Source organism: Roseomonas sp. CAU 1739, from assembly GCF_039839775.1.
Lineage (GTDB): Bacteria > Pseudomonadota > Alphaproteobacteria > Acetobacterales > Acetobacteraceae > Neoroseomonas.
Map to the genome: position 1 here is coordinate 246,529 of NZ_JBDOQQ010000001.1, position 14,025 is coordinate 260,553.

The 14,025-nt window shown below is 70.7% G+C and carries 13 protein-coding genes; 10 read left to right on the top strand and 3 right to left on the bottom strand.

What is annotated here, in order from left to right; translation table 11 throughout:
* Window positions 1–3: 3 nt before the first annotated feature.
* The 8 genes from AAFN86_RS01165 (at window position 4) to bfr (ending at window position 7,555) form a co-directional block, all read left to right on the top strand.
* Entirely contained in the window at window positions 4–423 is a 420-nt protein-coding gene (locus AAFN86_RS01165; protein WP_347541367.1) for a DoxX family membrane protein, read from the top strand.
* 111 nt (window positions 424–534) lie between these two features.
* Window positions 535–1,566, top strand: a complete 1,032-nt coding sequence (locus AAFN86_RS01170; RefSeq protein WP_347541368.1) for a ligase-associated DNA damage response exonuclease — start codon at window positions 535–537, stop codon at window positions 1,564–1,566.
* Entirely contained in the window at window positions 1,563–3,152 is a 1,590-nt protein-coding gene (locus AAFN86_RS01175) for a cisplatin damage response ATP-dependent DNA ligase (protein WP_347541369.1), read from the top strand. The genes AAFN86_RS01170 and AAFN86_RS01175 overlap by 4 nt, the downstream gene beginning before the upstream one ends.
* 58 nt (window positions 3,153–3,210) lie before the next feature.
* A complete protein-coding gene (locus AAFN86_RS01180) occupies window positions 3,211–4,776 on the top strand; it encodes an ABC transporter substrate-binding protein (protein ID WP_347541370.1) in 1,566 nt (521 codons plus the stop codon).
* Window positions 4,777–4,832: 56 nt separating this feature from the next.
* Window positions 4,833–5,618, top strand: coding sequence for an aldolase/citrate lyase family protein (locus AAFN86_RS01185; protein ID WP_347541371.1), 786 nt, complete (start codon window positions 4,833–4,835; stop codon window positions 5,616–5,618).
* Between the two features lie 119 nt (window positions 5,619–5,737).
* Window positions 5,738–6,760 (top strand): extracellular solute-binding protein, encoded by a 1,023-nt coding sequence (locus AAFN86_RS01190; protein ID WP_347541372.1) that lies wholly within the window; start codon window positions 5,738–5,740, stop codon window positions 6,758–6,760.
* 13 nt (window positions 6,761–6,773) lie between these two features.
* On the top strand, window positions 6,774–6,953 hold the full coding sequence (locus tag AAFN86_RS01195) for a (2Fe-2S)-binding protein (RefSeq protein WP_347541373.1): 180 nt from the start codon (window positions 6,774–6,776) through the stop codon (window positions 6,951–6,953).
* A gap of 113 nt (window positions 6,954–7,066) precedes the next feature.
* Window positions 7,067–7,555 (top strand): bacterioferritin, encoded by a 489-nt coding sequence (bfr, locus tag AAFN86_RS01200; RefSeq protein WP_347541374.1) that lies wholly within the window; start codon window positions 7,067–7,069, stop codon window positions 7,553–7,555.
* Window positions 7,556–7,675: 120 nt separating this feature from the next.
* On the opposite strand, the gene AAFN86_RS01205 is transcribed toward bfr, so the two are convergent.
* The 3 genes from AAFN86_RS01205 to AAFN86_RS01215 all read right to left on the bottom strand — a co-directional run bounded on the left by AAFN86_RS01205 (window position 7,676) and on the right by AAFN86_RS01215 (window position 11,880).
* A complete protein-coding gene (locus AAFN86_RS01205; RefSeq protein ID WP_347541375.1) occupies window positions 7,676–9,112 on the bottom strand; it encodes a GH3 auxin-responsive promoter family protein in 1,437 nt (478 codons plus the stop codon).
* A 150-nt stretch (window positions 9,113–9,262) separates the two neighbouring features.
* Window positions 9,263–10,918: an iron ABC transporter permease gene (locus AAFN86_RS01210; protein ID WP_347541376.1), complete on the bottom strand. Its 1,656-nt coding sequence runs from the start codon at window positions 10,916–10,918 to the stop codon at window positions 9,263–9,265.
* A 143-nt stretch (window positions 10,919–11,061) separates the two neighbouring features.
* Window positions 11,062–11,880 (bottom strand): hypothetical protein, encoded by an 819-nt coding sequence (locus AAFN86_RS01215; RefSeq protein WP_347541377.1) that lies wholly within the window; start codon window positions 11,878–11,880, stop codon window positions 11,062–11,064.
* Between the two features lie 106 nt (window positions 11,881–11,986).
* Here AAFN86_RS01215 and glcF point away from each other — a divergent pair, with 106 nt between their 5' ends.
* Window positions 11,987–13,303 (top strand): glycolate oxidase subunit GlcF, encoded by a 1,317-nt coding sequence (glcF, locus tag AAFN86_RS01220; RefSeq protein ID WP_347541378.1) that lies wholly within the window; start codon window positions 11,987–11,989, stop codon window positions 13,301–13,303.
* 47 nt (window positions 13,304–13,350) lie between these two features.
* Complete coding sequence (locus AAFN86_RS01225) at window positions 13,351–13,920, top strand: tetratricopeptide repeat protein (protein ID WP_347541379.1); 570 nt, start codon at window positions 13,351–13,353, stop codon at window positions 13,918–13,920.
* The last annotated feature ends 105 nt before the right edge of the window (window positions 13,921–14,025 follow it).

Genomic DNA, 14,025 nt, shown 5'->3' on the forward strand with positions numbered 1-14,025 from the left:
GCGATGCGCAAATCCGATTTCGACCTGGCCGATCCGGCGGTCGTCCTCCGCCTGATGTGCGGGCTGTTCTATGCCCCGCACATCCTGTTCAAGCTGGGCAACATGGCCGGGTCGGCCGCCTTCTTCGGCCGCGTGCTGCCCTATGGGGAGGTGATGCTCTACCTCGCCCTCGCTGCCGAACTCGCCTGCCTGGTCGGGCTGACCCTGAACATCCTGGTGAAGTGGCTGGGCCTGGTTTCCGCCGGCATCATGGGCATCGCCGTCTATGCGACCCTGATGACCAAGGGCATGGGCTGGCTGTGGAACCTGGGCGGCGTCGAATACCTGGTGTTCTGGGGCGCGGGCTCCGTGGCGCTGGCGGCCCAGGCCTGGAAGAAGGAGAAGGCCCAGTACGGTCGCTTCTTCCTGCTGGCCCCGGCCTGAACGGGCCGAAGCCCGCGGCCGGGGCGCCGTTCCCGCGCCTCGGCCCCGGGCGCTGCGCCGCCATCCGGCGCGCCCCTGGCAAGGCCCGGACAGCCCGACCACATTGATCGGATGGCGCATCCCTCGACCTGGCTGAAGGTCACGCCCTCCGGCCTGTTCTGCGAACCCGGCGGCTTCTTCATCGACCCGACCCGCGCGGTGGACCGGGCCGTGATCAGCCACGGCCATTCCGACCACGCCCGCCCCGGCCACGCCCATGTGCTGGCGACGCCGGAGACCCTGGCCATCATGACCGCGCGGATGGGCGAAGGCCGGGCCGGCACCACCCAGCAGGCGCTGCGTCATGGCGAGGCACTGGCGATCGGCGGCGTGCGGGTCTGGTTGCGCCCGGCCGGGCACGTGCTGGGCTCCGCGCAGGTCTGCATGGAATGGCAGGGCTGCCGCGCCGTGGTCTCCGGCGACTACAAGCGCCAGGCGGACCCCACCGCCGCGGGCTTCGAGGTCGAACCCTGCGACCTGTTCGTCACCGAGGCGACCTTCGCCCTGCCGGTGTTCCGCCACCCGCCGCCCGCGGCGGAGATGGCGAAGCTGCTGCGCTCCGTCGCGCTGTTTCCCGAACGCACCCATGTCGTCGGCTGCTACTCGCTCGGCAAATGCCAGCGGCTGATCGCCATGCTGCGCCAGGCCGGCTGGGACCGGCCGATCCATCTGCACGGCGCGCATGTCGCGCTGTGCCGGGTCTATGAGGAACTCGGCGTCCCGCTCGGCCCGCTGCGCACGGCGACAGTGGCGAAGAAGGAGGAATTGCAGGGTGCCATCGTGCTCGCGCCGCCTTCGGCCGTGACGGATCGCTGGGCGCGCCGGCTGGCGGAACCCGTCGTCGCGGTCGCCTCGGGCTGGATGCGGGTGCGCCAGCGGGCGAAGCAGGGCGGGGTAGAATTGCCACTGGTGATCTCCGACCACGCCGACTGGGACGAGTTGCTCGCCACCTGCACCGAGGTGCAGGCCCCGGAGATCTGGGTGACCCATGGACGGGAAGACGCGCTGATCCACGCCCTGTCCCTGCGCGGCATCCGCGGCCGCGCCCTGCACCTGGTCGGCTTCGGCGAGGAGGATGACGCCGAGGAGCCCGCCGCCGCATGACCCTGCCGGCTTTCGCGGAACTGCTGGAACGGTTGGTGTTCACGCCAGGGCGCAACGCCAAGCTTGCTTTGCTGCGGCAATGGTTCGCCACGCAGCCGGACCCTGATCGCGGGATCGGGCTCGCGGCGTTGACCGGGGACCTGACCTTCACCGCCGCCAAGCCCGGCATGATCCGCGAATTGGTGGCGAGCCGCACGGATCCCGAACTCTGGCGGATGTCCTATGACTATGTCGGCGACCTCGCTGAGGCGGTCGCGCTGATCTGGCAGCCGCGTGCGGGGGTGAACGCGCCGCCGCCGACCTTGGCCGAGGTGGTCGAGGCGCTGGAGACGACGCCGAAGGCCGAGATACCGGCACTCATCGCCGGATGGCTCGATACGCTCGATGCCGGCGCGCGGTTGGCGCTGATCAAGCTGGTCACGGGCGGGCTGCGCGTCGGCGTGTCGGCGCGGTTGGCGCGCGTCGCGCTGGCCGAATGGTCCGGCCAGCCCGTCGAGGATATCGAGGAAGTCTGGCACGGCGTCGCCCCGCCCTATGGCCCGCTGTTCCACTGGCTGGATGGACAGGGACCGCGGCCCGACCCGCGCGACGCGCCGATCTTTCGCCCGCTGATGCTGGCCCATCCGCTGGACGAGCCCGACCTCGCCGCGTTGCGGCACGAGGATTGGCGTGCCGAGTGGAAGTGGGATGGCATTCGCGTGCAACTCACCGCCGGCCCGGGCGGCAGGCGACTGTTCTCGCGCGGCGGGGAGGATATCTCCGCGGCCTTCCCCGAGATCCTCGCCGCGATGGAGTTCCACGCCGTGCTGGACGGCGAATTGCTGGTGGTCCGGAACGGCGAGGTCGCACCCTTCGCCGACCTGCAGCAGCGGCTGAACCGCAAGTCGGTTACGGCGAAGATGCAGCGCGACCACCCCGCCGCGGTGCGCCTGTACGACCTGCTGTTCGACGGCACCGAGGATGTGCGCGCGCTGCCCTTCGATGCCCGCCGAGCTCGGCTGGAAGCCTGGCACCGGCACACGCTGCCGCCGCGCATGGATCTCTCGGCGTTGGTGCCCTTCGACAGCATCGACGCGCTGTCGCGCATCCGCGATGGCGCGCGCGCGGCTTCGATCGAAGGGCTGATGCTGAAGCGCGCCGACAGCGCCTATGTCGCCGGTCGCGTGAAGGGGCTGTGGTGGAAGTGGAAGCGCGACCCGCTGACCGTCGATGCCGTGCTGATGTATGCCCAGCGCGGCCACGGCAAGCGGTCTTCCTTCTACTCCGACTATACCTTCGGCGTCTGGAGGGAGGACGGGGAACTGGTGCCGATCGGCAAGGCGTATTCGGGCTACACCGACGAAGAACTCGCTTGGCTGGACCGCTGGATCCGCAACAACACCGTCAATCGCTTCGGCCCGGTGCGGGAGGTCGAGCGCGGCATCGTCTTCGAGGTCGCCTTCGACGCCGCGCAGCTTTCGACGCGGCACAAATCCGGCGTCGCGCTGCGCTTCCCCCGCATCGCCCGCATCCGCCGTGACAAGCCTGTGGAGGAGGCGGACAACCTCGCCACGGTGATGGCGCTGGTGGAGAACCGCGCCGGTTGACGCCAGCCCCCGCGGCACGGCCTGATGGGCGCTGCGATCCTTGCCGGAGGATGCCGCCATGCGTTCCATTTGCCTTGCCGCCGCCCTGCTGGTCGCAGCGCTGCCCGCCGCGGCGCAGACGTTGACCATCGGCCTCGCCACGCCGCCCACGGCGCTCGACCCTCATTACCACGCCCACGCGCAATCAAGTGCGACCGCGGCCCATGTCTTCGAGGCGCTGCACGCAACCGACGCCAGCATGCAACTGACGCCGCAACTCGCGACCGATGCCACGACGCCGGACGGCATCACCTGGGACATCCGCCTGCGGCAAGGTGTGCGCTGGCATGACGGCACGCCCTTCACCGCCGATGACGTCGCATTCTCGCTGGTGCGTGCCGGCAATGTGCCGAACAGCCCGGGCAGCTTCGGCACCCAGACGCGACAGGTCCAGCGCATCGAGGTCACCGGCCCGCACAGCCTTCGTATCACCGCCGCGGCCCCGGCGCCGCTGCTGATGGCGAACCTGTCGAACATCTTCATCGTCTCCCGCCGCCATGGCGAGCCGGCGACCACCGACGACTACAATTCCGGCAAGGCCATGATCGGTACCGGCCCCTACCGCTTCGCCCGCTGGTCGGCCGGCACCGAGGCCCACTACACGCGCAACGACACCTATTGGGGCGAGCGCGAACCCTGGGAGCGCGTCGCCTTCCGCGTCATTCCGAACAATTCGGCGCGAACGGCGGCGCTGCTCGCCGGCGATGTCGACCTGATCGCCGACATTCCCTCGACCGACGTCGCGCGGGTGCGTGGGGATCGACGCTTCCAGGTCATCACCGTCGCCTCCAACCGGCTGGTCTTCCTCGGTTTTGACCGGACGGACGATGCGCTGACCACCGGCCATATCCGTGCTGCGGAGGGTGCCCCGGCGCTGACGCGGAACCCGCTGGGTGACGTGCGCGTGCGCCGCGCATTGTCCATGGCGATAGACCGGCGCGCGCTGGTGGACCGCATCAACGAAGGCCAGGCCATCGCTACCGGCCAGTTCCTGCCCGAGGGCTTCGTCGGCTACTTCCCCGACATTCCCGTCGAGCGCACGGACATTGACGCGGCGCGCCGCCTGCTGGCCGAGGCCGGCTATCCCGGCGGCTTCCGCATCACCCTCACCACCTCCAACGACCGCATCGTCAACTCCGCACGCATGGTACAGGCGATCGCGCAGATGTGGACGCGCATCGGCGTCGCCACCACCGTCGAGACCATGCCGCACGCCGTCTTCACGCCACGGCGCAACCGCTATGAGTTGCCGGTCTTCCTGTCCTCCTGGGGCAACCAGACAGGCGAGACGCTCGATACGCTGGTGCCGCAGCTCGGCACGCGCGGGCAGGGTGGGCTCGGCAATGCGAACCGCATCCGATACTCGAACCCCACGCTGGACGGGATCATGGTCGCAGCCGGGGGCGAACTGGACGCGACGCGCCGGCTCATCCTGCTGCGCCAGGCGACGGACATCGCCTTGTCCGACGCGGTGATGCCGCCGCTGCTGTTGCAGGTGAACAACTGGGGCGCGCGCCAGGGCCTGACCATGACCCCGCGCGTGGATCAATACACCCTTGCGATGAGCGTCCGTCTGGCGGATTGACCGCCCCCCGCCCGCATGGTGCCGTGAACCCACTGCCAACACGGGGACACGCCACCATGCCGCTCGCACCCAATCTCGCCCGCCGTCGCCTGGAGAAGGGCGAACTCGCCCTGGGCTTCGGCGTGCATCACCTGCGCACGCCCGCCGTCGGCATGATCGCCGCGGCCGGCGGTTTCGACTGGCTGTTCATCGACATGGAACACGGCGCGATGGGCGTCGATGACGCCACGAAGATGTGCATGGCTGCGCTGTCCCAGGGCGTCACCCCCATCGTGCGCTGCTGCAAGGATGCGCTGTTCGAAGGCACGCGCTGCCTCGACAACGGCGCGATGGGCGTGGTCGTCCCGCATATCGACACCAAGGAGGAAGCCGAGGCCGTCGTCCGCGCCTTCCGCTACCCACCCATCGGTGAACGCTCCTGGGGCGGGCCGCCGGCGCAATATGGCTTCGTCGTCGCCGACACCGCCGCCGCCCAGGTGGAACTCAACAAGGAAGTCTTCGTCTGCGTCATGATCGAGACGCCCGAGGCCGTGGCCAACGCCGACGCCATCGCCGCGGTGCCCGGCGTGGACAGCCTGATGATCGGCACCTCCGACCTCACGGCCTCCATGGGCATCGCCGGGCAGATCGGCCACCCGGATGTGCGCGCCGCCTATGCCAAGGTGGCCGATGCCTGCAAGGCGCATGGCAAGCACATGGGCATGGGCGGCGTCTATGATGAGAAGGTCGCGCCGGACTACATCGCGCTGGGCGCGCGCTTCCTGCTCTCGGGGTCCGACCACGCCTTCCTGATGGCGGGCAGCGGGTCGCGCGCGAAGTTCCTGCGCGGCCTGCAGAAATAGGGCATGGCGGCCAGGCGGGGCGGTGCGGCCCGCCTGGCGATCCATTCGTGGTCATGACAACAGCGCTTGCGAACGCGTCGCATCTGCGATAACCCGGCGGCACCAGATCCGAGGTCTTCATGCTCCGTCGCCATCTGCTTGCCTTGGCCGTCATCGCCGCGCCCGTCGCCGCCTCCGCCCAGCAGCAGGAGGTCAACGTCTATACGGCGCGCCACTACGACACCGACGCGCAGCTCTATGAGGCCTTCACCCGCGCCACCGGCATCCGCGTGCGCGCCATCCAGGGCGATGCCGACCAGCTGGTCGCACGCATCCAGTCCGAGGGCGCGAACAGCCCCGCCGACGTCTTCATCACCGTCGATGCCACGCGCCTCGCACGCGCCGAACAGGCCGGCATCCTGCAGCCCTACGCGCTTCCGGCCGTCGACGCCCGCGTGCCGGCCGGGCTGCGCGACCCGAACGGCCAGTGGTTCGCCATCACCATGCGCGGCCGCGTCATCATGTACGACAAGCAGGCCGGCCCGCCGCCGGGCCTGACGCGGTATGAGGACCTCGCCGATCCGCGCTTCCGCGGGCAGATCTGCGTGCGCGCCTCGAACCATCCCTACAATGTGGCCCTCGCCACCAGCATCCTCGCCGCCGACGGCGAAGCCGGGACCGAGGCCTGGGCGCGCGGCGTCGCCGCCAACCTGGCCCGCCCGCCGCAGGGTGGGGACCGTGATCAGTTCCGCGCCATCCCATCCGGCCAGTGCCGCATCGCCATCTCCAACACCTACTATCTCGGCCATGTCGGCAAGTCCGATCGCGCCGAGGATCGCGCGGTGTTCGAACGCATCGGCGTGATCTTCCCGAACCAGGCGGCCGGTGATCGCGGGACGCATATCAATGTCTCCGGTGCCGGGCTGGTGAAGACCGCGCCGCACGCCGAGGCCGCGCGCCGCTTCCTGGAATACCTGGTCTCCGACGAGGCGCAGCGGATCGTCGCCCTGGGCAACATGGAATACCCCGCCGTGCCCGGCGCGCCGATGGATCCGATCCTGGTCGCCATGGGTGAATTCCGGCCGGAATCGATCGAGGCCCTGCGCGACCCGGCGCGCGCGGCCCAGGCGCTGCAGATCATGCAGCGCGCCGGCTGGCGCTGAGGCGGGCGCGACGATGGTCGTCTGCCACTGCAACCGCCTGACGCAGGCGCAGATCACCGCGGCCATCGCGGCCGGTGCCTCCCGCCCCGCCGAGGTCTATGCCGGCTGCGGCTGCGGCGCGCAGTGCGGCTGCTGCTGCCGCACCATCCTCGACCTGCTGCGCACCGGGGAAGGCGCCTGCCCGTCGAACTGACGGTTGCGTGATCGCATGCGCCGCCATGGCGCCTTGCTTGACAGCCCGGCGCGCGAATTCCGTATACCATGGGATTGGCGCGCGACCGGGCGCCGCCCGAATGGAGAATGGCCATGCTGCGCGACCCCAAGGTGATCGAGCATCTGAACACCCAGCTCACCAATGAGCTGACCGCCATCAACCAGTATTTCCTGCATGCGCGGATGCTGCGCCACTGGGGCGTGACAAAGCTCGGCAAGCACGAATACGAGGAATCGATCGAGGAGATGCGCCACGCCGATGCGTTGATCGAGCGCATCCTGTTCCTCGGCGGCCATCCGAACGTCCAGCGCCTCAACCCGATCCTGACCGGGGAAGGCGTGCGCGAGATCCTCGAATGCGACCAGAAGCTCGAGGAAAAGGCGATAGGCGACCTGCGCGAGGCCATCGCCTATTGCGAATCCGTGCGCGACTACATCACCCGCGACCTGTTCGCCTCGATCCTGAAGGATGAGGAACATCACGCCGATTTCGTCGACACCCAGTTCGACCTGATCGAGCGCATCGGCATCGAGCGCTACACGCTGCTCAATTCCGACGCCGCACCCGACCAGGGCCACTGATCCCCGGGCGCCAACGGCCTGACCCTTGCGCCACCGCGCGCGAACCAACAGCCGGAGGCCGTGGCGACGTGGGTCGATCCCTTGTCGCCGCGGCATGACGCCAGGGGCGCCGCCCCCGCATCAGGGGCGATGGGCGACGAGCACCGCCACCATCGCGGCGAAGCGGTCGGGGTCGGCAACCACGCGCGGCACCTTGTGCTGGCCGCCGAGCTTGCCCTCCGCGCGCATCCACCCGGCGAAGGCGCCCGGCGGCAGCAGCACCACCGCTGGGGCCGCGAGCTGCGCCCCGTCACGATGCGCCGCATAGTCGTCATTGGTCGCCCGCAGCGCGACATCCAGCGTGGCGGCCAGACCCTTCGCGGCATGCGGCGGCACGTCGCCGACCGCCTCGATGCACCAGCGATGCCGCCCCGCGCTGGCCACGAATTCGGGGCCCACCGCATATTCCGCCACCGCGATGCCGGCGGCGGCGGTCGCGTCGCGCAGCGCGGCCTCGATCTCCTCGCCCGTCACATGCTCGCCGAAGGCCGACAGCATCCATGACGTCCGCCCGGTCACCAGCAGCCGCGGCGGGGCACGGTCGATGAAGCGCACCGTGTCGCCGATCAGGTATCCGAACAGCCCGGCGCAGGACGACACCACCACCGCATATTCGATGCCCGTCTCGATCGTCGCCACCCAATGCCGCGTCGGGTTAGCGGATCCGAGTTCCTCGACCGGCACGAATTCGAAGAAGCAGCCATGATCCAGGCTGAGCCGCATGCCTTCGCCGTCGCCGCGGTCGGCGACCGCGATGAAACCCTCGCTGGCGGCATAGGCTTCCCGCGTCGCACAGCCCGGCGGCAGGTAGGGCGCGATTCGGTTGCGATAGGGTGACCAGGCGACGCCGCCATGGATCAGCAGGTCGAGCGCCGGCAGCGGCGGCATGCCGGCCCGCGCGGCCAGGCGTTCGAACAGCACGAGAAGCCAGGACGGCGTGCCCGACAGGATGCTGATCGCCTCGACCGGCGCCCGTCGCGCCAGGGCGTCGAGTTTGGCGTCCCAATCGGGCATCAGCGCCAGTTCCTCCGGCGGCCAGGTCCAGGGGCGCAGCAGGACGGGCATCTCATGGGCCGCGATGCCCGACAGGTCGCCCTGCAGGACGCCCGGTGCGGCCGGGTCGAGCGCCGTCGATCCACCCAGCATGAAGGATAGGCCCGCCAGCGGGCGCGCCCGCGGATTGGCCGCCAGATGCCACGCCATCAGGTCGAGCGCCGCATCGCGATTGGCCCGCAGCATCGGCCAGGTCACCGGTATGCGCTTGGTCCGCCCGGCCGTGGTGCCCGATGACAGCGCCAGATAGGGCGTGAGCCCCGGCCACAGCAGGTTGTCCAGCGCCGGCAGCGCGCCGGCGAGGTAGTCGTCGTGCAGATCCTCATAACGGCGCAGCGGCACGGCGCGCTGGAACGCGGCGACCGAACCGATGGCGTCGAAGCGATGGTCGCGCCCGAAGCGCGTGCCCGCCGCCCGCCGCACCAGCGTCAGCAACTGGCGTTCCTGCTCGGCGGCAGGGTCCATGGCCCGCAGTTTCCACAGCCGGTGCGCGGCGAAGGCCCTGAGGACGGGCGTCGAATCGAAGGGAGGGCTCATGGGCGGCAGGGTAGGCCGAAGGCGCCGGGCCTGTCGGCAGGCGCCCCCCCGCGCCGGCGCCGGGCGGCGCCGTGCCGCTCACTCCTGCCGCCGCATCGCCCGTGTCAGCGCCGCCACCGGCAGCAGCCCGACCACGACGATCAGCAGCGCCGCCGTGGATGCCTCCGCCAGCCTTTCATCGGAGGCGAGGCTGTACAGCCGCACCGCCAGCGTATCGAAGTCGAAGGGCCGCACGATCAGCGTCGCCGGCAACTCCTTCATCGTATCCACGAAGACCAGCACGGCGGCGGTCAGCAGCGCGCCGCGCGCCAGCGGCAACTCGACCTCCCGCATCGCCTGGCCCGGCGTCCGCCCGAGCACCCGCGCCGCGGCGAACAGGGACGGCTTGAGCCGCGCCAGCCCGGATTCCACCGCCGACAGCGCCACCGCGAGGAAGCGCACGAGATAGGCGAAAACCAGGGCGACGATCGTTCCAGACAGGATCAGCCCGGTCGAGACGCCGAAATGCTGCCGCATCCAGGCATCGAGCGCGTTGTCGAAGACGCCGAAGGGCACCAGCGTGCCGACGGCGATCACCGACCCCGGCAGCGCATAGCCCAGCCCCGCGACCCGGTTCGCCGCCCGGCGCAGCGGCGAGGGATGCATGCGCGCCGCCCAGGCCATCATGGCCGCCAGCAGCACGGCGAGTGCCGCGGTGATGCCCGACAGCACCAGCGAATTCACCGCGAAGGGCAGGAAGCGGCGCGGGTCGAGCGGGTCGCCGGTGGTTGCCGCCAGCCAGGCCAGCGCGCCCGCCGGCACCACGAAGCCCAGCACCACCGGCATGGCGCAGGACACGATCGCGGCGGCCTGCTTCCAGCCGCGCAGCTGAACGGGGCGCAGCGGCGGATGGCGGGTCGTGGTCGGGTGGAAGCGGCGCCCGCCGCGCGACAGATGCTCCAGCGCCAGCGCCAGGAAGACGCAGCCGAGCAGGGCGACCGAAAGCTGTGCGGCCGCACCGCGGTCGCCCATGCCGAACCAGGCCTCGTAGATGCCGGTGGTGAAGGTGCGCACGCCGAAATGCTGGACGGTGCCGAAATCGGCCAGCGTCTCCATCAGCGCCAGCGCGATGCCGGCAGCGAGCGCGGGGCGCGCCAGCGGCAGCGCGACATGCAGGAAGGTGCGCGGCAGCCCATGGCCCAGCGTGCGGGAGGCTTCGAGCAGGCAGACGCTCTGCTGCAGGAAGGCGGCGCGGCACAGCAGGTAGACGTAGGGGTAGAGCACCATCGCCAGCATCACGGCCGCACCGGACAGGGACCGGATCTCGGGCATCCAGTACTGCCCGTAGCGCAGCCCGGTCAGGCTGCGGAACGTCTCCTGCACCGGTCCGGCGACATCGAGCAGCCAGGTGTAGACATAGCCGTTGAGGTAGGCCGGCATGGCCATGGGCAGCAGCAGGGCGACTTCCAGCACCGACCGGCCGCGAAAGTCGCAGGTCGAGATGATCCAGGCGGAGACCGCCCCGGCCGACCCGGCCATCGCCCCCACCAGCAGCGCCAGCAGCACGGAGTTGCGCAGCATCTCGGGCAAGGTGGTGGTGGCGATATGGATGAAGCTCGCCCCGGGCAGGGCGGCCGCGGTCAGCACGACGGCGAGCATCGGCCCGCCGATCGCGCCGGCGACCAGCAGCGATCCCCAGGCCCAGGCCGGTGCCCGTCGCCGCCGCGGCACCGCCGGCGCGCGGTCCAATGTCATGTTGCGAGCCATTCTCAGCGGCCAGATAGCACGCCGGTACGCCCAGCGGGAGGGCCGCCGGCCCGGCGCCCGGCAGGCCTGGTGCCGGCACGGCACCGGCGCAGGTCAGAGCACGCCATCGGGCGCGGTCGCGCCGGGCGGGCTCAGCGCGCCGGTGCGGGCGGGATCGTCACGCCGCCCTGGAACCCCTGGATCGTCCAGTCATAGGCCTGGGTGCCGACGCGGATTGTCCCGACCCGGGCCGAGCCCATGTCCAGGATCACCGTCGTCGTCGCCGTCCACATGCACAGCAGCAGCAGGGTCAGCAGGCGCAGCGGCCGCTGGCGCAGCCCGAGCTGGAAGCCGAGCGCCGACATGGCCACCGCGCTCATGCCCACCAGCAGCCAGAACAGCTGCGGCGGGAAGGTCAGCGCGAAGGCGAAACGCTCGGCCGTGGACAGGTCGAAGGTGGTGTTGAGCGCGTTCATCAGGGAGGCTACGGCCGGGTCCGGCCGTTCGCGTACGATCGCCGCAAGATGCCCCCAGATCTGGGATTGCAGGGCATTGGTGGCGCGCGTCGCTTCCTCCAGCGCGGGGTCGAGGCGGTCCGCCGCGACGAAGACGCGCCGCTGCTGGGTGTAGGCCTCCAGCAGGCGGGCGATCTCGGTGCCGCGGGGATGGCCGATCGCCTGCGCCTGGAGCCAGGCGGTGCCGATGCCGTTGGCCTCGGCCAGGGTGCCTTCGCGCCGTTCCTGGAAGCGGGCGCTCGAGAAGGAGAGCGTCAGGGCGAGGACGAAGGCGAGCAGGCCGAGCATGCCGCCCACCACCACGCCGACGCCCTCACCGGGGTTCTCGTTCCGCAGGGCGATCCGGCGTCCGAAGAAATACCCCGCCTCCTTGGCAAAGGCCTGAAACGCCAGCAGGGCGAGGGCGAACAACGAGACGCTGTGACTCGCGAGTTCGACGACGGCCTCGTTCAGCATCCTGCGAATCCCCCTGCGCGCGTGGACGACGATACGGGGCGGGCAGCCGGCCCGTCCACGGGCCATGCTGCTGGCGGCCGGGGCCCGGCGCCCCTAGATTGGGCCGATGCAGACGACCTTCTCCCCCGCCCAGCTGGCCGATCCCGATACGGCGGAGAGCAATCGCATCCTGCGCACCTGCGTCCATTGCGGCATGTGCACGGCGACTTGCCCGACCTTCCTGCTGCTGGGCGACGAGTTGGATTCCCCGCGGGGGCGCATCTACCTGATCAAGGAGATGCTGGAGGGTGGCCAGCCGGCGACCGAACAGGTGGTCCGCCACGTCGATCGCTGCCTGTCCTGCCTGTCCTGCATGACGACCTGCCCCTCGGGCGTGAACTACATGCACCTGGTGGATCATGCGCGTGCCTATATCCACCGGACCTACCGCCGCCCCTGGCCGGAACGGGCGCTGCGGCGCGTGCTGTCCTTCGTGCTGCCGCATCCCGGTCGGTTCCGCCTGGCGCTGGTCGGCGCGGGGCTGACGCGGCCGCTGGCGCGGTTCGTGCCGGGCCGGTCGGCCACGGCGCAGCGGGTGCGGGCGATGCTGCAACTGGCACCGGCCTCGGTGCCCTCGCCGTCGGATGTGGAACGGCCGCGGGTGCATCCGGCCATCGGGCCGCGCCGCGCCCGCGTCGGGCTGCTGACCGGCTGCGCGCAGCAGGTCCTCGCACCGTCGATCAACGAGGCGACGATCCGCCTGCTGACCCGCATGGGCATCGAGGTGGTGGTGACGAAGGATCAGGGCTGCTGCGGCGCGCTCGACCATCATATGGGCCACCACGACCCGGCGATGCGCCTTGCCCGCGCCAATATCGCGGCCTGGAGCCGGGAGATGGCGGGGGAGGGGCTGGACGCGATCGTGATCAATGCATCCGGCTGCGGCACGACAGTGAAGGACTACGGCTTCATGTTCCGCGAAGAACCGGAGCGCGAGGCCGCCGCCCGCGTCTCGGCGCTGGCCGCCGACATCTCCGAGGTGCTGACCCGCTACGCCTATGCGCCCACCCGGCCGGCGCCGGGGCTGACGGTCGCCTACCACGCCGCCTGTTCGCTGCAGCATGGCCAGAAGATCACCGCCGAGCCGAAGGCCCTGCTCAAGGCCGCCGGGTTCACCGTGAAGGAACCGGCGGAAGGGCATATCTGCTGCGGGTCCGCCGGCACCTACAACCTGATGCAGCCGGAGATCGCCGGGCAGCTCAAGGCACGCAAGCAGGACAACATCGCGCGCACCGGTGCGGCGCTGATCGCCTCGGGCAATATCGGCTGCCTGACGCAGCTCGGCGACGGCGCGATCCCGGCGGTGCATACGGTCGAGCTGCTGGACTGGATGGCCGGCGGCCCGGAACCCGCCGCCATCGCCCGCGCACGGGTGGCGGCATGACGAGCCGGCCCTTGCACCGCCGGGGCGCCAGGGTGGATCGTCGAGCCATGCGCGCTGCCCTGATCGCCCTGCCGCTGCTGATCCTGCCCGGGATGGCCATGGCGCAGCCGGCGCCGAACCGCCAGCAGGAGACCCGGCGCGCCGAACTCGACACTCTGTTCGAGAGCCTGAAGACGGCGCCGGACGAGCCGAGCGCGTTGATGATCGAGACCCGCATCCGCACGCTGTGGATCGAGGCCGCGTCGCCCGCCGCGGTGCTGCTGCTGCGCCGCGGCGCGCGCAACCTCGCCGCCCGCACGAATGACGAGGCGCTGGAGGATTTCGACGCCGCCATCGTCCTCAGCCCGACCAGTGCCGAGGCCTGGCTCCAGCGTGGCCAGGCCTATGCCGCGCTGGGCGACGCACCGGCCGCCGCGCGCGACCTGCAGGAGGCGCTGCGGCTGGAGCCTCGGCACTTCGGCGCCCTGGTCACGCTGTCGATCCTGCAGGAGGAACGTGGCGATGCGCGCGCGGCGCTGCGCAGCATGGAAGCCGCGCTGGCACTGAACCCACGCCTGCGCGGCGGTGCCGAACGGGTGCGAGAGTTGCGCCGCAAGGCGGACGGCGACGCGACCTGAAGGGGCCGCTGGGCCTCCTTGTCGCGCCATGGCCCAACGGGCGCGGGGCTGCGGTGACGAACATCCTGGCTGGACGCGGACGATGGCGGCGGGCCGGCTGCCGGG